This window comes from Streptomyces sp. NPDC005070 (assembly GCF_053600395.1).
Genome location: NZ_JBSFZS010000017.1, coordinates 56,224 through 73,804, shown reverse-complemented (window position 1 = coordinate 73,804; position 17,581 = coordinate 56,224). Strand labels below are relative to the sequence as shown.

Annotated in this window: 14 protein-coding genes, 1 tRNA gene and 1 pseudogene; 7 read left to right on the top strand and 9 right to left on the bottom strand. The window is 73.6% G+C overall.

What is annotated here, in order from left to right; translation table 11 throughout:
- Positions 1 to 176: 176 nt before the first annotated feature.
- A complete protein-coding gene (locus ACWEBX_RS08695) occupies positions 177 to 1,841 on the top strand; it encodes a M6 family metalloprotease domain-containing protein (RefSeq protein ID WP_451884179.1) in 1,665 nt (554 codons plus the stop codon).
- A gap of 73 nt (positions 1,842 to 1,914) precedes the next feature.
- On the opposite strand, the gene ACWEBX_RS08690 is transcribed toward ACWEBX_RS08695, so the two are convergent.
- From ACWEBX_RS08690 to ACWEBX_RS08660, 7 genes and pseudogenes are all read right to left on the bottom strand, one after another.
- Positions 1,915 to 1,988: transfer RNA gene (locus ACWEBX_RS08690), tRNA-Lys, on the bottom strand.
- A complete protein-coding gene (locus ACWEBX_RS08685) occupies positions 1,979 to 2,647 on the bottom strand; it encodes a bifunctional DNA primase/polymerase (RefSeq protein ID WP_451884178.1) in 669 nt (222 codons plus the stop codon). The genes ACWEBX_RS08690 and ACWEBX_RS08685 overlap by 10 nt, the downstream gene beginning before the upstream one ends.
- A 201-nt stretch (positions 2,648 to 2,848) precedes the next feature.
- Positions 2,849 to 3,226 (bottom strand): hypothetical protein, encoded by a 378-nt coding sequence (locus ACWEBX_RS08680; RefSeq protein WP_328452125.1) that lies wholly within the window; start codon positions 3,224 to 3,226, stop codon positions 2,849 to 2,851.
- 85 nt (positions 3,227 to 3,311) lie between these two features.
- Positions 3,312 to 4,646, bottom strand: a complete 1,335-nt coding sequence (locus tag ACWEBX_RS08675; RefSeq protein WP_451884177.1) for an AAA family ATPase — start codon at positions 4,644 to 4,646, stop codon at positions 3,312 to 3,314.
- Positions 4,643 to 6,238: a hypothetical protein gene (locus ACWEBX_RS08670; RefSeq protein ID WP_451884176.1), complete on the bottom strand. Its 1,596-nt coding sequence runs from the start codon at positions 6,236 to 6,238 to the stop codon at positions 4,643 to 4,645. Before ACWEBX_RS08670 ends, ACWEBX_RS08675 begins: the two co-directional genes overlap by 4 nt.
- Positions 6,239 to 6,513: 275 nt before the next feature.
- Positions 6,514 to 7,599, bottom strand: a pseudogene (locus tag ACWEBX_RS08665) (hypothetical protein); the annotation flags it as partial.
- Positions 7,580 to 8,581: a phosphatase PAP2 family protein gene (locus tag ACWEBX_RS08660; RefSeq protein ID WP_451884175.1), complete on the bottom strand. Its 1,002-nt coding sequence runs from the start codon at positions 8,579 to 8,581 to the stop codon at positions 7,580 to 7,582. The gene ACWEBX_RS08660 and the pseudogene ACWEBX_RS08665, both read right to left, overlap by 20 nt.
- Positions 8,582 to 8,824: 243 nt before the next feature.
- Between ACWEBX_RS08660 and ACWEBX_RS08655 the strand changes: the two genes are divergently transcribed.
- Positions 8,825 to 9,421 carry a histidine phosphatase family protein gene (locus ACWEBX_RS08655; RefSeq protein ID WP_451884174.1) on the top strand — a complete coding sequence of 199 codons (597 nt, stop codon included), beginning with the start codon at positions 8,825 to 8,827 and terminating at the stop codon, positions 9,419 to 9,421.
- A 19-nt stretch (positions 9,422 to 9,440) separates the two neighbouring features.
- Here ACWEBX_RS08655 and ACWEBX_RS08650 read toward each other — a convergent pair whose 3' ends face one another.
- Positions 9,441 to 10,997 carry a hypothetical protein gene (locus ACWEBX_RS08650; protein WP_451884173.1) on the bottom strand — a complete coding sequence of 519 codons (1,557 nt, stop codon included), beginning with the start codon at positions 10,995 to 10,997 and terminating at the stop codon, positions 9,441 to 9,443.
- A 299-nt stretch (positions 10,998 to 11,296) separates the two neighbouring features.
- Between ACWEBX_RS08650 and ACWEBX_RS08645 the strand changes: the two genes are divergently transcribed.
- Positions 11,297 to 11,734: a hypothetical protein gene (locus ACWEBX_RS08645; protein ID WP_451884172.1), complete on the top strand. Its 438-nt coding sequence runs from the start codon at positions 11,297 to 11,299 to the stop codon at positions 11,732 to 11,734.
- A gap of 56 nt (positions 11,735 to 11,790) precedes the next feature.
- Complete coding sequence (locus ACWEBX_RS08640) at positions 11,791 to 12,696, top strand: spermidine synthase (protein ID WP_451884171.1); 906 nt, start codon at positions 11,791 to 11,793, stop codon at positions 12,694 to 12,696.
- Between the two features lie 85 nt (positions 12,697 to 12,781).
- Here ACWEBX_RS08640 and ACWEBX_RS08635 read toward each other — a convergent pair whose 3' ends face one another.
- Positions 12,782 to 13,324, bottom strand: coding sequence for a hypothetical protein (locus tag ACWEBX_RS08635; protein WP_451884170.1), 543 nt, complete (start codon positions 13,322 to 13,324; stop codon positions 12,782 to 12,784).
- Between the two features lie 157 nt (positions 13,325 to 13,481).
- Between ACWEBX_RS08635 and ACWEBX_RS08630 the strand changes: the two genes are divergently transcribed.
- The 3 genes from ACWEBX_RS08630 to ACWEBX_RS08620 all read left to right on the top strand — a co-directional run bounded on the left by ACWEBX_RS08630 (position 13,482) and on the right by ACWEBX_RS08620 (position 17,512).
- The gene (locus ACWEBX_RS08630) at positions 13,482 to 14,186 is read left to right on the top strand and encodes a response regulator transcription factor (protein WP_355770372.1); all 705 of its coding nucleotides are present in this window, start codon (positions 13,482 to 13,484) and stop codon (positions 14,184 to 14,186) included.
- Entirely contained in the window at positions 14,183 to 15,559 is a 1,377-nt protein-coding gene (locus tag ACWEBX_RS08625) for an ATP-binding protein (protein ID WP_451884169.1), read from the top strand. The genes ACWEBX_RS08630 and ACWEBX_RS08625 overlap by 4 nt, the downstream gene beginning before the upstream one ends.
- A gap of 474 nt (positions 15,560 to 16,033) precedes the next feature.
- The gene (locus ACWEBX_RS08620; protein WP_451884168.1) at positions 16,034 to 17,512 is read left to right on the top strand and encodes a glycoside hydrolase family 18 protein; all 1,479 of its coding nucleotides are present in this window, start codon (positions 16,034 to 16,036) and stop codon (positions 17,510 to 17,512) included.
- The last annotated feature ends 69 nt before the right edge of the window (positions 17,513 to 17,581 follow it).

The following is a 17,581-nucleotide window of genomic DNA, read 5'->3' as shown; positions in this document are numbered from 1 at the left end:
TCTGCCTGTTATCCGGACGGGTTCCTTCTCCCGTCGGCCGCACGTGACGTTCCGTGCATGTCCGGGGGTGTCGGTTCGCTCGCCGGCTCACCCTTCCGGTGTAGGCAAACAGGGCGCAATAGTATAAATGCGATCAGGCTGGAGGCGGTGTCCCGAAACCGCATCCGGAGGTCGACGTGCCGCGTCCGCTCCCCCTGAGGGTTCTCGCTCGCGGGGCCCTGCGCGGTCTCGCCCGCGACGGGGTGCTCCGCTGGCGCAGTACCGCGGCCATGTTCACCTCGATGACCGCGCTCGCCGCGACCTCCCTGGGTCCGGGCCACGCGCTCGCCGAACCCCTCGCGTCGCCCTGCGCCCTGACGCGGACCGCGGCGCACCACTCGGAGGGCGCCGACACCTGGAACACCGCCTATGTGCGTCCCACCCGCCCCCTCGACGCCGTGATGGTCTTCCTGTCCTTCCCGGACTCCACCCCGCGCACCACGCCCGCCGAGCTGACGGGTGACTACTTCCCGGCCACCAGTCGCTTCTTCGAGCAGGCCTCGTACGGAAAGTTCACGGTCCGGCCGCACCCCCAGCGCGCCTGGATCCGGATGCCGCACGCCTCCACCTCGTACGCCATACAGCGCGACTGGAACGCCGGCGACCGTGCCGCCTATCTGCGCGACGCCCTCGCCGTGGCCGACCCGAAGGTCGACTTCTCCCGTTACGACGTCGTCTACTTCGTGGCGGACCCGGACGCTCCGGGCGTCGACTCGGACGCCACGAAGGTCGTCAACCTGGACACCCCCCTGCACGCGGACGGCAAGGACATCCGGCGCGTCGTCACGGTCTTCGAGAAGCATCCGCCGGACCGCCTCGTCCTGGCGCACGAGACCGGCCATGTCTTCGACCTGCCCGACCTCTACCACCGCCCCGCCGACGGCAAGGGCGACTGGGACACCTATGTCGGCGACTGGGACCTCATGGGCAGCCAGTTCGGCCTCGCCCCCGACCTCTTCGGCTGGCACAAGTGGCGGCTGGGGTGGCTGGAACCGCGCCAGGTGGCGTGCGTACTGGGCTCCGGCACCACCCGGCTGACGCTGGAGCCGCTGGAGACCGGACCCGCGCGCTCCGCGGTGGGATCGGCCGGCGCGAGAGCCGGGGGAGCGGTCGGCGCCGGGGTGCTGGCCTCCCGCCCGGCCGCGTCGACGGCGAGTGGACCGGCCGCGGCGGACGGGACGGGAGGGATGGCGGCGATGGGAGGGGTGACCGAGTTGAGCGGGACCACCGGAACAGACGGGGCGAGCGGGGCCACCGGAACGGCGGGGAGGAGCGGGGCCGCCAAGGCGGCCGGGACGAAGGAGGCGGCCGAGGCGGCCGAGGCGGCCGGGGCGAAGGGGGCCTGGCAGGGGCCGCGGGTGCCCTCGGGCGCGGCGCGGACGTCCTCGCGCGGTTCGGGCGCGCCGGGCACGTCCCCGATCGCCGTGGGTGTGGCGGCGCCGCCCGGCTCGCAGACCTTCGGCGCCGGCTCGGGCACCAAGCTGGCGGTGGTCCCGACGGGCCCGGACAGCGCCATCGCTCTGGAGGCGCGCGGACCGGCGGGCAACGACAGCTCGACGTGCGAGCGGGGCGTCCTGGTCTACCGGGTCCGCAGCCGGACCGAGTCGGGCAGCGGCCCCGTCCAGGTCCTCGACGCCCACCCCCGCTCCGAGTCCTGCTGGGAGGACTCGGTGTACCCGCCGCTCGCGGACGCTCCGGTGCGCCTCGGGGAGAGCTTCGCCGTGCCGGGCGCGGACATCCGGGTCCAGGTGGAGGACCGGACCGCCTCGGGGGCCTGGACGGTGCGGATCACGACGGGCTGAGCGGCCCCGCGAAGGCGGAAACGACGAGAGCGGGACGTTCGCGTTTCCGCGAATCATCCCGCTCTCGTTGGCGTGCGCCGCCAGGGACTCGAACCCCGGACCCGCTGATTAAGAGTCAGCTGCTCTAACCAACTGAGCTAGCGGCGCCTGCTGACGTCGTAGACCTTAGCATCCTGATCGGCGGGAGGAAAAATCGATATCCGTACCGCTGCCGACGCCGCCGCGCGGGCCGCCCGTACGGCCGCCCAGAGCAGGATCTCGGGGCCGGGGAGCCAGGGCTGCCGTGTGTCGGGGGCGACCAGCCAGCGGGAATCGGTCCGTACGGTTTCCGGCGCGCCGCCCCCGGGATACGGCGGGGGCACGGTCACCGCGTCCCCCGTGCCGTGGCAGAGCAGCGGTGGCACCTCCCGGCACCGCCCCGACCGGCCGCCCGGTTCCGCGCCCCACTCCTCCCACTCCATGAGCGAGGGGAGCCGCTGGGCGGTGCCGGGCGCGGCGAACAGCAGGATCCGCCCGCGGTGGGCCGCCACCGGGCCCGAGCCCGGCCCCTCCTCCCAGAGCCGGTCGAGCATCCGCCGCCCGAAGAGGGCCGAGGCGCTGACGACGTCGAACGCGCTGCCGCAGAGCAGGACGACCGGCGCGTCGGGCCGCTCGCGCCACAGGGCGAGCGTGCTGCGCGGATACGTTCCCGCCGAGGCGAGCCAGGCGGCGCCCTCGGCCGTGACGCCGGAGACGTCCAGCCGTTCGGACGACCTCGCCCCGGGGGTGTGCGGGGTGCTGCTCGGCGCGTTCCGTGTGCTGCTCATGCCGCATACATCTACCGGCGGTGAGCGCCCGGCCCCGGACGGTTGCCCGAAACCGGGACAGGCGGGGCCGAGGTGGAGTATCTTGCCCGGCTGGCATATGCCAGGAACGGGGTGAAAACGGGATGTCCGGAGGTCCCGGGGTGCCCCGAGGTCCCGGTCCCGGACCGGGGCGTCCGGCGGTCCTCGTCCCGGACGGGCGCGTCAGAGCGGGTCGGTCACCCCGTGACCGTGTCCGTTGCCCTCCGTGCCCCGCAGCAGATCCTGGCCGAACTCGACCATCTTCTTCGCGTAGTCCTCGGTCCACTCGGCGCGCTCGGCGATCGAGGCGGTGGTCAGCCGGTCGAAACGACGCGGATCGGCGAGCTGCGCGGCGGCGATGGCCTGGAACTCGACGGCCCGGTCGGCGGCGGCGCGAAACGCGTGTGCCAGCTCCGTGGACCGGTCGAGCAGCGCGCGGGGGTCGTCGATCGACTCCAGGTCGAAGAAATGCTCCGGATCCCCGGCGGCCTCCGCGGGCTCGAAGAGCAGGGGCGCGGGGCGTAGCCGCGGTTCGTTCCGACGCGGCGTGGGCTCCGCCATGTCTTCTCCTCCTCATGCGGTTCGGGGCCCCTCTCGGCAAAGGGCCACCCTCCATTGTCGCGCGCCCGCGCAAGTGGGCCCGGCCTCAGGACCGCCAGGCCACCCGGTGCTCCGCCAGGTGCGACAACACCGAATGATTGGCCTCCCAGCCATCCGGAAACTTCACGGTCACGCCCAGCTGCACGGGCTCGGTCGACGGGTGGTCGTCCAGCAACTCCGTGATTCCTTCCCGGCAGATCACGATGCACGCGTGCCGGTGCCGGGAAGCGAGCACGCACAGACGTCCGGTCTCCAGATGGAAGGCCGTGGCGTCGGGCCGCCCCGACAGCGGGTGCAGGACGACCGTGACATCGAACTCCCGCCCCTGGAGCCGGTTCGCCGTGTCCACGGTGACGTCCGTGACGCCGAGACCCGCCAGCGCCGCCCGTACGGCCGCGGCCTGGTCGCGGTGCGCCGTGCCGACGGCGATCCGCTCGGCCGTCAGCGGCACCGGCTCCTCCGCCCGCTCCGACGTGGCCGCGCCGCCCCGGTCGAGCAGCCGCCGCACGACCCCGGCCACCGCGTGCACCGCCTCCGGGTCCGTGCGCGGAGTGTGCCGGGCCGGCAGCTCCAGCAGACCCCAACCGGACTCCGCCGCCTCGTCGATGACCCGGTCGGTGCCCGAACCGTCCGACGGGACACCGAAGTTCAGCCGCCGGTCGCCGTGACCGGTGCCGCTGCGGAACGGCGTGTACGGGTAGAAGGAGTGGGAGACCAGGGGCGCGGCCGACGCGGGCAGCCGCCAGGACACCGGCAGCCGGTGCTGCGGCAACCGCGGATTGTGCGCGAGCAGCGTGGACACCGCCGACGCGGACGGGTCGTACGACAGTCCCGCCCACTGCTCCGCGCCGACGATCGAGAACGGGTCCAACTGGCCCGGGTCGCCCACGAACAGCGCCCGCTCGAAGAGCCCGGCGACCGCGAGGAGCGCGTCCGAGCGCATCTGGTAGGCCTCGTCGACGATCGCGTGCCGCCAGGGCTCGACACCCTTGACATGGGCCCACTTCGCCGCCGTCGAGACGACGACGTCCAGGCCCGCGAGGTCCGCCGCCTTGGCGGACTTGCGGACCTGGTCAAAACCGTCGAGGGCCTTGTCGTACGGGTCGGAGTCGCTGCTGTGCAGCCGGCCCACGGGCAGGTCCGGCTCCTTCTCCGCGAGCCGCAGCACCAGGTCGTCGACCTGCGCGTTCGTCTGCGCGACGACCATCAACGGGCGCCCCGCGGCCGCGAGTTCGAGAGCGGCCCGGACGACGAGGGTCGACTTGCCGGCGCCCGGCGGGGAGTCGACCACGACACCCCGGTCGCTGCCGTGCAGGGTGTCGCGCAGGATCGCGTCGGTGGCGCGGGCGGCCTCGGCACCCGGGTCGAACACGGCGGTCACAGGACGTCCTCCTCGGTCACCGGGTCCGGCAGCGGCAGGGCGCCGGCCTCACCCGGCGGCCCTCCGTGCGTCCACGGCGTCTCCTCCGGGTCGGGCAGCTTCGCCCCGCCGCGCTGCTCGTGCTCGAAGAGGGTGAAGCAGACGACGTCCCCCTTCTCCGGCACGGACCCGGCCTCGGGTTCCTTGCCGCGCCCCATCTTGTCGACGATCCGCAGCACCAGGGACGCGCCCTCGTCGTCGTACCCCACGAACTCCGCGGCCTGTGGCTTCCCGCCCAGCGAGCGGTACACCCTGGCCCGTTCCCCCAGGTGCGGGCGGTCGTCCGTGCGGACGGTCACCAGCGGGCGGGGGCTCGGCCGCTTCCCCTCGCCGTACGCCATCACCACCTCGGTGACCTCTCCGGCGAACGCCTCCCCTGCGAGCCGCCGGCCCGCCATGACCAGCGGATCGTCGAGGGCCTCCTGCGCCTCCAGCCGGGCCTGCTCCCGCTCGCGCGTGGCCAGCTTGTTCGCGGCGGTGACCGCGTCGTCGTGGCGCGGCTGCGGCGGCTCGCCCGCCACGACCCGGTCGCGGTGCCCGGTGAACGACCAGCGGTCGCGGGTCCACCGGTCGGCGGCGTGCGCCCCTTCCGGCAGCGCCCGCAGCAGGTCGAGGCCCCGCCAGACCGCGTCCCAGGTGGGACGGGTGACGCTCGCGACCAGTTCGCGGATCGTCCGCTCCGCCGCGGTGAGTTCACCGAGCCGGTCGTCCGCCTCGACGCCGTCCTCGGCGGCGGCCAGCGCCGTCCGCGCGCGGTCGTAGCGTTCGATCGCGGGGGCCAGCAGCTCGTTGTCGAAGGCGGGGTCGGTGGCCGGTCCTGCGGGCGGGCAGACGAGCTGGCCGCGCGCGTCGCGCTGGAGCTCGGCCCGCACCGCCGCCTCGGCGCCCGGCTCGCCGTCCGTCGGGTCGAGCCAGGCGAGCAGCGCGCCGAGATGCTGGTCCTCCAGGCTGCTCTGCCCCGTCGCCCAGTGCCGGGACAGCACGTCGGTGAGGGCCAGGAGCAGGGCGGAGCCCGGCACCCGGGCGCGCTCCCCGAAGTGGGTCAGCCAGCGCCCGAACAACGGCACCCGGGGAGGCGCCGGATGAGGGGTCTCGGGATCCTGCTCGGCGGTGCGGCGAAAGCGGGTGGAGCGCCCGAGGAGACGGACGAGCTCGATGCCGGCCCGGCCCGGCACGACGATCTGCGGCGCGTCCGCGCACAGCTCGACCTCGACCTTGACGCGCTTGCCGGTCTCCGGGTCGGTCTCGCTGCGCTCGGCCGCCTCGACCACGTCCGCGAAGGTGTCGATGTAGGGCAGGACGACGTCCGCCAGTTCGGCGAGGAAGGCGAAGCGCAGGTCGCGGTCGCGGGGCTGCGGCACGACCAGCAGCCGGGGCGCGTCCCGGTCCGTGCCGACGAGAGCGCCGAGCGGGGCTCCCGCCTCGCCCGCGGTGGTGAGCGGCACGAACACCAGGGGCCGTTCGGCGAGATGGCGGTGGAGCGCGGTGGCGGCGGGCTGCGCGCGGCCGCTCTCGACGGCCTCCAGCCGCGCGAGGGCAGTGATCAGCGACATACGCCCGCCTCCCGGCCGTCGGCGACGCCGGGGGCGGCGGCTTCGGGTGCGCCCGCACCGGTGGGCACGGGCGTTTCGTGTGCGTCGGCCCTGGGTGCGCCGGCCCTGGGTGCGCCGGCCCTGGGTGCGCCGGGCTCCGGGGAGCCGGGTGCGGGCACGGTGGGTACCTCGGCGAGGTCGCCGGCCGAGCCCTTCCGGCCTGCCGCGAGGTCGTGCGGCACGCCGGTCCGCGCCGCCGCCGGCACCCGGGTCTCGGTCGCTCGGGTGCGGGTCTCCGCGGCCGTGCCGCGCAGGGCCTCCGCGCGCAGCAGCGCCGCTCTCCTGAGGGCCGCGACGGCGGGATCCCCGGGGTCGCCCGCCTTCCCGTGCGCCGCGGCCAGGACGTCGGGGACGGTCCTCAGACCGCCCAGCTCCGCGCGCAGCGAGCGGCCGAGCGAGGTCACCGCGCCCTCGGCGCGCGAACGGGCCCGGCAGTGGAAGGCCAGTTCGCAGGCGGACAGGCACTCGGGGGCGTAGGTCGCGGGGACCGCCTCGACGGCCGTGATCAGTTCCTCGGCGGGAAGGCCGGGGGCGAAGCAGGTGCCCTCGGGGAGGGCGGCCGCGATGTCCTCGACGCGGGTGAGCCGGGCGAGCTGGCGGCGGGTGACCGCGCGCTGCTTGCGCACGTCGACGGCCGAGGCGGCCGGGAGGTTGGAGAAGTCCTTCGGGCAGACCAGCAGGACACGGTGGTGGACCTCGGGAGCGGGATCGAGGCGGGCCGCGACCTCCTCCAGGGCCAGGACGTACACCGCGGACTGCCGGGCGGCGGCGCCCACCTTGGCCGGGTCGGCCGAGCCGTCGAGCATCGGGAACGACTTGATCTCGACGACCGTCCAGCCCCCGTCCGGATGCACGACCACCGCGTCCGGCTCCAGGAAGGCCGGGGAGCCCGCGACGTCCAGGGCGAGCATCGGGTGGTCGAGCAGCGTCCAGACGCCGGCCCCGGCGGCCTCGCGCAACGCCAGTTCCGTACGGGCCGTGCGTCCCTCGGGGCCGATCGCGCTCAGGTCGGGCACGGCACCGGCGCCGGGCGGCTCGGCGCCCGGGTCCAGCTTTTCGTGCACCAGCCGCAGCAGCTCGGCACCGCCGTCGGCCTTGACCCGCGCCTCGAACGCGTTGCCCCGCATGAAGGCGAACTGTGACATTCCGAACGCCGACGGCGCGCCGAGCGCACCGGCCAGCTTCGCCTTGTCCACACCCACGCCGTCCAGCAGGGCGCGCCGGTCGCACCCGGGGTTGGCGGCGAGCGCCGCGAGGGCGCGCGCGTCCAGCGCCTTCGGCGCGATGTCGGGACCGCGCAGCTCAGCGAGCTGCTGTCGCAGCGCTGTCGCCCGCGTCCGTGGCGGCGGAACCCGGCTCGGCTCCCGGCCCGGGTCGGGACTCGCGCTGTCGGGGAATTCGTTCACCCGGGGAAGTCTGGCACCCCGCACTGACAATCGCGGAACCCTCGCCCCCCGAGGCACCCCGGCCCCACGGGAGGACGGCCTTCAGCAGCGTCCGCAGACGGTCCGCCGCCCGCATCACGAACGGGGTCAGGAGCAGACCGGCCCCCATCACCGCGACGCCCGCGACGGCGTCCAGGAAATAGTGGTTGGCCGTGCCCATCACGACGATCGTGGTGAACAGCGGATAGACGACGGCGGCGACCTTGGCGGCGGGCGTACGGCCGTGGCGCCACAGCATCACTCCGCACCACAGCGCCCAGCCCACGTGCAGGCTCGGCATCGCCGCGTACTGGTTCGTCATCCCGCCCATGCCGCGCGGCGCGCTCGCCTCGCCGCCCCACCAGCCGTAGCCGCTGTACTGGGCCATCGTGTCGACGAAGCCGTGCTCGGGGGACAGCAGCCGGGGCGGGCAGGTCGGCAGCAGGGTGAAGCCGATCAGGCCGACGAACGTGGAGGTCCAGAGCCAGGTGCGGGCCGCGCGGTAGCGCACGGACCGGGAGCGGAACAGCCATATCAGGATCGCCGGCGTCACCAGGTAGTGCAGCGAGGCGTACCAGAAGTCGGCGGGCACGCCGAGCCAGGCCTCCTGCGTGAACAGCCGGTTCAGCGGATGTTCGGCGTTGAGGTGGAGGGCCTTCTCGACGCGCAGGATCTCCAGGCCGTGGTCTATGGCGCCGGAGGCGTTGCCCCGGGCGAGCAGCCGGCCCGCGGTGTACGCCGCGTACACGAGCAGGATCAGCGGGACCTCGGTCCACCAGCGCAGACGCACCTGCGACGCGGCGGACGCGCGCAGCTCGGCCCACCGGCCCGGCCGGACGCGCGGTGCCGCTTCGGTACGCGGTGTATCGGTCTGCGGCATCCGATCGCCCTCCCCCATCTGCTCGTGTCCATCTGCCCGTGGTGACCGGCGGTCGGTGGCCACCCCGGGATTTTACGGTGTGCGCGATTGCCCCGAAGGGGCGCCCCGGAACTCAAAGACGCGGAGATCGCCCTCCGGGTTGCCCGGAGCGGCGGTGCGCGATGATGGAGTGACCCACTCCTCAGTCGTCCACGGGTGAGCAGAGCCTCGTTCGTGCCGCCCGTCCCGGAAGGGCCTCTCGTCATGGCACCGCGCATCCTGCTGGCCCGGCACGGACAGACCGCATGGTCACTGTCCGGAAAGCACACCGGCAGGACCGACATCCCGCTCCTGGAAGAGGGGCGGCGCGGAGCCAAGCTGCTGGGCGAGCGGCTGCACCGGTCGCCGCTGGACTCTTTGCCCGCCGCCGAGGTGCGCACCAGCCCGCTCTCGCGCGCGAGCGAGACGTGCGAACTGGCCGGCTTCGGGGAGCGGGCGACGACCTGGGACGCGCTCCTGGAGTGGGACTACGGCGCCTACGAGGGCATGACCCCGGCCGAGATCCAGGACATCCGCCCCGGCTGGTTCATCTGGCGCGACGGTGTCCCCGAGGGGGAGACCCTGGAGCAGGTCACCGCGCGCGCGGACGAGGTCGTCGCGTGGGCCCGCTCCGCGGACCGCGATGTGCTGATCTTCGCCCACGGCCACATCCTGCGGTCCATAGGCGCCCGCTGGCTGGGTCTGCCGCTGGACTTCGCGGCCCGTATACGCCTCAACCCCACCTCGTTGTCGGTGCTCGGCTGGGCCTACGGGGAGCCCGCGATCGAGGTGTGGAACGACTGCGGGCACCTGAGCGCCTGACCGGCGCCCCCGGCGGCCCTCACGCCGTGCGGGGCAGGCTCGCGTGGCGGTCGAGGAACGCCGAGACGCCCGAGGCCCTGCGGTGCGGGAGCAGCACACGGGCCGTCGCCGCCAGCATGGTCTGGATGCGGGAGGACTGGACCTCGTTCAGCAGGTCCAGGACGCGCAGACCGGCGAGGGCGGCCTCGTCGGGGCGGCCGCCGCGGGCGAGGTCGTCGGCGAGTTCCGCGGTGTAGAGGGCGATGTTGCGGGTGAAGTGCGGGTCCTGGAGGTGCGCGGCGCGGCGCGCGTGGCGGGCGGCCCGGGGCCAGTCGCCCAGCGTCGACCAGCACTGCGCCTCGAGGCCTTCCAGCTCGGCCTCCCCGTAGAAGGTCATCCACTCGGGGTCGGTCTCCGCGGGGCCGCGTTCGTACAGGGCCTGCGCGCGCGCCATCGCCTGCTCGCATCCCCGGCGGTCGGCGAGTCCGGCCCAGCCGCCGGCCTCGCGCAGGGCGAGCAGGGAGAGCAGCCGGGAGGAGCCCAGGGGGCGTGCGGCGCGCTGGGCGGCCTGGGCCGCGCGCACGGCCTCGCGCGGGCGCCCCGCGTCGCGGGCGAGGAACGCGGTGTTGCAGAAGGCGTGGGCCTCCAGGCCCGCGTCGCCCGCCATCCGGGCGGTGGCGAGGGCTTCCGCGTAGTGGGAGCGGGCGTCGTCGAAGCGCCCGGAGTCGTGTGCCAGCCAGCCCACCGAGATGGCCAGTTCGCCGGCTCCGGAGTACAGCCGGTCGGCGGTCGTCTGCCGGGTCGTGCCGGCGTCGAGCAGCTCGTACGCGGTGCGCAGGGGGACCGCCGCGCGTCGGTAGAGCCCGTCGGCCCCGTGTCTGTCGTCGAGCAGCCGGATCCGGCGGACGGCCTCTTCGAGGGCGCCCGCCTCGGACGTACCGGCCCGGTGGACGCGTCGTTCGGCGGCCGCGGCGCTGCCGCCGAAGGGTCCCAGTGAGGCCGCCGCCACGGTGGCGGTGCCTCCGGTCATGAATGCGCGACGCTGCACGTCGCTCTCCTCGTGGTTCTGATCGCGTTTCTCGTACGGGCCGTACGGATCCCACATGTGGTGCGGGTCGTACGGATCGTGCGGGCGGTGCGGATCGTGCGGGCTGTCCGTGTGGTGCGCGGTGTGCGGGCCGTACGGGGCCGGGACGTGGAGCTGACCCGGCATCTCATACGTCTCGTGCGCCCCGTCCGTCTCATAGGGGGCGTGTGGAGGGTTCGTGGAGTGCGAGAGGGGTGGCTCCCCCGGGTCGCGCGCCCCGCGTCCGCGTACCCATGAGCGGGGCGTGAAACCGAGGTCCGTCAGCGTGCGGCCGGGAAACATGTGCAGGAACACCCGCTCGTACGCGTAGTTGGGACAGCGGATCTCGCCCGCTTCGACGCGCCCGATGTAGCGCGCGTCGCAGCTCACCCGCTCGCCGATCTCGCGTGCGGCCCTCCGTACCAGCGCGGCGAACTCGCCCGGGGAGCGCTGACCGCGCAACCGCCGGAAGGCGAGATTCGGCCGTGCCGGCCGGGGGGACGGGGACGAGGTCACCGATGACGACGCCATGGCCGGGCCCTCTCTTGCGAACCGTCGAACCACGCCGGATCCGTGGCTGAGTTGACCTGGTTGTACCCAGAAGGTGCCCTGGTTCCGGCGGGGCAAGAACGTACCTGTTGTGACAACGCCGCCACGCTGGGTTTGGCTACAAACCGGATATCTCATCCACGATCTGCCATGAACTGCCATCCTTTGTGGCGGAGTTTCGCCGTAGCCGTTGACGTCCTGGCGCGTTGAACCGGGTGGACCGGGAGCCGCCCGAACTCCCGACCCACTCGTCATGAGGAGGGGTTCCGTTGGAGGCCGGGATGCAGATCACGCAGAGCACCGATTTCCGTACGCCGCCGTCGACCGCGCAGCACAGGCCGTCCCCGGAGTGCGGCGTACCGCTGCGGCCGGCCGCCGAGTGCGACCTGGTGACCGTCCCGGCCCGCCAGGGGCTGGAGGCGGTCGACATCCTGCGCCGCGGCGCGGCCGACCTCGTGGGGCCCGTCCTGCACGACGACGGCTGCGACACCCTCGGCTTCCTGGTGCCGCCCGGCACCGCCGACGCCTGGGACGTGCCCGGCAGCACCTGTACGCAGACCAACGGCCGTGGTCTGAGAGCGGCCCCCGAGCCCCCGGTCGAGGGCTCGGACTGGCTGCTCCCGCCCGGTGAGGCGGACCTCGCGACCGATCCGGCGGTGCTGCGGGCCGCGCTGGGCGAGGCCGCCCGGCTGATCGAGGCCGCGGACGGCTGCCGGTGAGCCGCCCGGTGAACGGCCGCTGAGCCGACCAGCCCCCGCGCCCCGATAATGGCCAGATGGCACGGGCGAGGAAACAGCGGGCGGACGACGGCCGCGACACCGGACGGGGTGGACGGCGTGGGCAGGGTGCCGCCGAGGCGGTCGTCGAAGCCGTCGACGGGGGGCTCGCCGAACTGCTGCCCGACCGGGACCGGGCACGCGCCTGGACCCTGCTCATCGACGGCGCCCCGCAGTCCCACGTCGACCTGGACGACCCCGCGTACCTGAGCTTCGAGTACCAGCGCCGGCTCGGCCATGTCATCGACCTCGTCGCCCCGCCCGGCAGACCCGTGCAGGTCGTCCACCTCGGCGGCGGCGCCCTCAGCCTGGCCCGCTACACCGCCGCCACCCGCCCCCGGTCCACCCAGCAGGTCGTCGAACGCGACGCGGCCCTCGTCCAACTGGTGCGCCGCGAACTGCCGCTGGACCCGAACGCCCGGATCAGGGTGCGATCCGTGGACGCGCGGGAAGGTCTCGCCAAGGTGCCCGACGGCTGGGCGGACCTGGTCATCGCCGACGTCTTCAGCGGCGCGCGCACACCGGCCCATCTGACGTCCGCCGAGTTCGTCACGGAGGTCCGCCGGACCGTGAAGGACTCCGGGGTCTACGCCGCGAACCTCGCCGACGGACCCCCGCTCGCCCACCTCCGCGGGCAGATCGCCACCGTCGCCTCCGTGTTCCCCGAACTCGCCCTGGTCGCCGACCCGACGGTCCTGCGCGGCAAACGCTTCGGGAACGCCGTCCTCGTCGCCTCCGGCCGGCCCCTGCCCATCGCGGAACTGACCCGGCGCGCCGCCTCCGACCCGCATCCCGCCCGGGTCGAACACGGCAAGGAACTCATGGACTTCACGGGGGGCGCGGCACCGGTCACGGACGCGGTGGCGGTCGCGTCACCCGCGCCGCCGCCTTCCGTGTTCCGCTGACCCGGCGTCGGCGGGGCCCGGCGTCGGCGGGGCCCGGCGTCGGGGTGGGCCGGCGCACGTGCGCCCGTTCGCCGCGGAGGCCGGTTCAGTACGTCCCGATGTCCACGTGCGGGGGACCGTCGTGCCAGTCGCAGAACACCGACACCCGGTCGGCGCCCGAGGAGAACTCCACGCGGATCCACGTCTCGGTCTTCCAAACCTGCATCGACCAGCCGGTGTTCGGCGTCGCGGACACCAGCGTCCCGTACGTGGCGGTGATGTCGAAGACCACCCGGCCGCCGTCGGAGTCGTAGCTCTTGACCTGCCCGGAGGAGGACGGAGACGCGGCCGGGGCCGACGGCGCCGGCGACGGACCGCCGCCCGCCGAGGCGGACTTCGAGGGCGTCGCGCTCGGCTTCGGGTCCGCGGACGGCCTGTTCGCGGCGCTCTTCGACGGCTCGGCCCGCCGGGTCGAGGACGCCAGGGGTCTCGTCTCCTCGGCCGTCGCGCCCGCCACCGTGATGGGCAGGGCACGCGGCGGGTCGTAGGCCGTGCCCGTCATGACGGTGTGGACACCCCACCAGGACAGCGTGACCGCCGCGCCCGTGGCGAGCGACCACGCGAGTACGTGTACGAGTCCTCTGCGCATCGCGGCCATACTGCACCACGAGCACCACGGGTGTCTCACGGCCCCGGAAGGATCCGGAATGTCCCCGAGGGGAGCGGGCCGGGATTGTCCACAAGTGCCTGGCGGGCGTTGTCCACAGGCCCGGACGGCCGCCCCCGGATGGCGTACGGTGCCGCCCATGGCAAGTGTGCTCGTTGTCGAGGACGACCAGTTCGTACGCTCGGCGCTCATCCGGCATCTGACCGAGGCCGCGCACATCGTGCGCAGCGTCGGCACCGCCTTGGAGGCGCTGCGCGAGGTCGCCCATTTCTCCTTCGACGTCGTGATCCTCGATCTCGGACTGCCCGATCTGGACGGGTCCGAGGCACTGAAGATGCTGCGCGGGATCACCGACGTCCCGGTGATCATCGCCACCGCGCGGGACGACGAGACGGAGATCGTCCGCCTGCTGAACGCCGGGGCGGACGACTATCTGACCAAGCCGTTCTCGGTCGAGCACCTGTCCGCGCGCATGGCGGCGGTGTTGCGCCGTTCCCGCACCACCGTGGGCGAGGCCCCCGTGTCGACGGTCATCCGCGTCGGCGGGCTCGCCATCGACCCGCTGCGCCGCCAGGCGGAACTGGACGGCGTACGACTCGACCTCACCCGGCGCGAGTTCGACCTGCTCGCCTTCCTGGCCGGGCGCCCCGGTGTCGTCGTGCCCCGCAAGGAACTGCTCGCCGAGGTGTGGCAGCAGGCCTACGGCGACGACCAGACCATAGACGTCCATCTCTCGTGGCTGCGCCGGAAACTGGGGGAGACGGCGGCGCGCCCGCGCTATCTGCACACCCTGAGGGGCGTCGGCGTGAAGCTGGAGCCGCCGAGAGCGGAGCGGCCGCTGTGAGGTGGGCACTCGTCAAGGTGTGCGTGGCGGTGACGACGATGGTCGTCGTCGCCTTCGCGGTCCCGCTGGGCCTGGTGATCAAGGAGATGGCGCGCGACCGGGCGTTCTCGAACGCCGAGCGGCAGGCCGCGGCCATCGCGCCCGCGCTCTCCATCACCACCGACCGGGACGAGTTGGAGCGCGTCGTCGCCTCGGCCGGCTCGGACGCGCAGATGGCCGTGCACATCCCCGCCGCCGACGGCAAGCCGACCGTCGAGATCGGCGAGCAGCGCGCCGTCGGCAAGGACGTCGCCATGACCCGGCGGCTGGGCCGGGCCTCCACCGCGGACGTGCCGGGCGGCTCCGCGCTGCTCCAGCCCGTCGCGCTCAGCTCCGGCAAGATCGCGGTCATCGAGGTGTACGTCCCCGAGGCCGAGGTCAGCAACGGCGTCGGCACGGCCTGGGCGGTCCTCGCCGCGGTCGGTGTCGCCCTGATCATCGGCTCCGTCGCGGTCGCCGACCGGCTGGGCGTACGGATGGTGCAGCCAGCGCAGCGCCTCGCCGAGAGCGCGCACGAACTCGGTGAGGGGAAGCTGGGCTCCCGCGTGCCCGAGGAAGGGCCGACCGAACTGCGGCAGGCCGCCGTCGCGTTCAACTCCATGGCCGATCAGGTCGTCCAACTGCTCGCCAACGAGCGGGAACTCGCCGCCGACCTCTCGCACCGCCTGCGCACACCGCTGACCGTGCTCCGCCTCAACGCCGCCTCGCTCGGCGACGGGCCGGCCGTCGAGCAGACCCGGGCCGCCGTCGAGCAGCTCGAGCGCGAGGTCGACACGATCATCAGGACGGCCCGGGAGGCCAAACCGCAGACCGCGGCGATCGGCGCCGGAACCGGGTGCGACGCCTCCGAAGTCGTCCGTGAGCGCATGGACTTCTGGTCGGCGCTCGCCGAGGACGAGGGACGCAAGGTGCGGGTGGCCGGTGTGGACCGGCCGTGCCGCATACCCGTGGCCCGCGCCGACCTCGCCGCCGCGCTCGACGCCCTCCTCGGCAACGTCTTCCGCCACACCCCCGAGGGCACGGCCTTCGCGGTCGACGTGCACAACGCCGAGGACGCCGTGATCGTGCTGGTGTCGGACGCGGGCGCCGGAATCATGGACCCGGAGGCGGCGATGGCCCGCGGCCGGGGTTCGGGCAACGACGGGTCGACGGGCCTCGGCCTCGACATCGTGCGACGGCTCGCGGAGTCGACGGGCGGGGACGTACGGATCGGCTCCTCCGTGCTCGGCGGAACCGAGGTCCGCATCTGGATCCAGCTCGACGGCAGGGCCCCGGTCCGCAGCGGACACCGCGGCAGCGTACGCCGCCGCAGACGCGGCGCGACCGTGCGCTGAACACGCCATGGGCGTCGTACCGTGCCGAGTGGGCCCGCGTCACCCGCTGAGCGGGACGTGCGCGAAGCGCCGCGCGGGCCGGCGTTCCGCGCCGCGCGGGCCGGTGGCCTGTACGGAGCGGGCCCGCGCCCCGCGCTGAGCTGATCCGCGCCCCGCGCTGAACTGATCCGCGCCCCGCGCCCTCCGGGCTCGCAGCCGGTGCGGAGCGCGGCCCGTGGCGTGTGCCGAACGGGGCCCGCGGCCTGCGCCGTGCGGACCTGTGCCCTGCGTCGGTCGGTTCGTGGCACGCACCAAACCGCCCACATTGGTCTCGACCTTTAACGGCTCCCGATGCCTTCCTTAAGCGGACCCTAAGATCCTCAACCGCCGTCCGGATCAACCGGTTTGACCGATTCCGGATCGCTAGCGTGATGCCCGCACCCCCTGGGAGACCCCAGCGACCCCCCCCGTGAACCGCGAAGGCAGGCACACGCGATGAGCAGCACGCACCGGCGCAAGGTCAGTGGCAGGAACAAGGCGATAGGCGGCATCGTCGCGGCGGCCGTGGCCGGCGGCGGCGCCTTCGTGTTCACCGGCATCGCGAACGCCTCCAGCGTCGGCGCCGCGTACACCAGGACCAGCGAGTGGTCCACGGGCTACACCGCGCAGTACGTCGTCTCCAACGACACCGGCCAGCGCAAGCCCGACTGGAAGCTGGAGTTCGACCTGCCCTCGGGCTCCAAGCTCAGCTCGCTGTGGGACGCGACCTCGACGGTGAGCGGTCAGCACGTCACCGTGACCCCGCCGTCCTGGGACAAGGACGGCCTCGCGGCGGGCGAGTCCGTCACCGTCGGCTTCGTCGTGAACGGCACCGCGAACCCGACGGGCTGTGTCATCGACGGCACCAAGTGCTCGGTGGACGGGGCGACACCCGAACCGAGCGGCCGTCCGACGCAGACCGCGACCGCCACGGCCACGCCCACCCCGACCGCGACACAGAGCGCGACCCCGAAGCCGACGGCCACCGCCACGGCCACGGCCACCCCGACCCCCACCTCGACCTCGGGCGGCGGCACCACGACGTCCGCGGGCTTCGCGCCCTACGTCGACACCTCGCTCTTCCCGGCATTCGACCTGCTCAAGGCGGCCGACGCCACCGGCGTGAAGAACTACAACCTCGCGTTCATCACCGACGGCGGCGGCTGTACGCCGAAGTGGGGCGGCGTCAGCGACCTCGCGAGCGACGCGGTGGCGGCACAGATCGGCGCGCTGCGCGCCAAGGGCGGCGACGTCCGGGTCTCCTTCGGCGGCGCCTCCGGCTCGGAGCTCGCCACCACCTGTGGCTCGGCCGACGCGCTGGCGGCGGCGTACGGCAAGGCCGTGGACGCCTACAAGCTGACGAAGGTCGACTTCGACATCGAGGGCGGCGCGCTGCCCAACACGGCCGCGAACACGAACCGCGCGAAGGCCATCGCCAAGCTCCAGCAGCAGCACCCGGGCCTGGACGTCTCCTTCACCCTGCCGGTCCTGCCGCAGGGCCTCACCCAGGACGGCGTGAACCTGCTCTCCGACGCCAAGTCCAACGGCGTGAAGATGAGCGCCGTGAACATCATGGCGATGGACTACGGCCCCGCCTTCAGCGGTGACATGGGCGATCTCGCCGAGCAGGCCGCCACGGCCACGCAGGCGCAGATCAAGAGCGTCCTCTCCCTCTCCGACAGCGCCGCCTGGAAGACCGTCGCGATCACCCCGATGATCGGCGTCAACGACGTCTCCTCGGAGATCTTCAAGGTCGACGACGCCTCGCAGCTCGTGACCTTCGCGAAGTCCAAGGGCATCGGCTGGCTCTCGATGTGGTCCGCCGCCCGTGACAAGCAGTGCGCCGGCGGCGCCAAGAACACCGCGGACGCGGTCTGCAGCTCCATCGTCCAGAGCGACGGCGCCTTCTCGAAGGCCTTCGCCGCTCTCAAGTAGCCATCGCGAAACGGGGGTTGCGCGCCCCGGCCGGACTCCGCCACCCCCCGTCCGGCCGGGGCGTCGTAG

Excerpts from the sequence above, each read along its gene's own strand:
- ACWEBX_RS08670 (WP_451884176.1), bottom strand. The coding sequence starts at position 6,238 with ATGTCGCTGATCACTGCCCTCGCGCGGCTGGAGGCCGTCGAGAGCGGC.
- ACWEBX_RS08640 (WP_451884171.1), top strand. The coding sequence starts at position 11,791 with ATGGCACGGGCGAGGAAACAGCGGGCGGACGACGGCCGCGACACCGGA.
- ACWEBX_RS08685 (WP_451884178.1), bottom strand. The coding sequence starts at position 2,647 with ATGAGCAGCACACGGAACGCGCCGAGCAGCACCCCGCACACCCCCGGG.
- ACWEBX_RS08650 (WP_451884173.1), bottom strand. The coding sequence starts at position 10,997 with ATGGCGTCGTCATCGGTGACCTCGTCCCCGTCCCCCCGGCCGGCACGG.
- ACWEBX_RS08630 (WP_355770372.1), top strand. The coding sequence starts at position 13,482 with ATGGCAAGTGTGCTCGTTGTCGAGGACGACCAGTTCGTACGCTCGGCG.
- ACWEBX_RS08655 (WP_451884174.1), top strand. The coding sequence starts at position 8,825 with ATGGCACCGCGCATCCTGCTGGCCCGGCACGGACAGACCGCATGGTCA.
- ACWEBX_RS08645 (WP_451884172.1), top strand. The coding sequence starts at position 11,297 with ATGCAGATCACGCAGAGCACCGATTTCCGTACGCCGCCGTCGACCGCG.
- ACWEBX_RS08680 (WP_328452125.1), bottom strand. The coding sequence starts at position 3,226 with ATGGCGGAGCCCACGCCGCGTCGGAACGAACCGCGGCTACGCCCCGCG.
- ACWEBX_RS08620 (WP_451884168.1), top strand. The coding sequence starts at position 16,034 with ATGAGCAGCACGCACCGGCGCAAGGTCAGTGGCAGGAACAAGGCGATA.
- ACWEBX_RS08635 (WP_451884170.1), bottom strand. The coding sequence starts at position 13,324 with ATGCGCAGAGGACTCGTACACGTACTCGCGTGGTCGCTCGCCACGGGC.
- ACWEBX_RS08660 (WP_451884175.1), bottom strand. The coding sequence starts at position 8,581 with ATGCCGCAGACCGATACACCGCGTACCGAAGCGGCACCGCGCGTCCGG.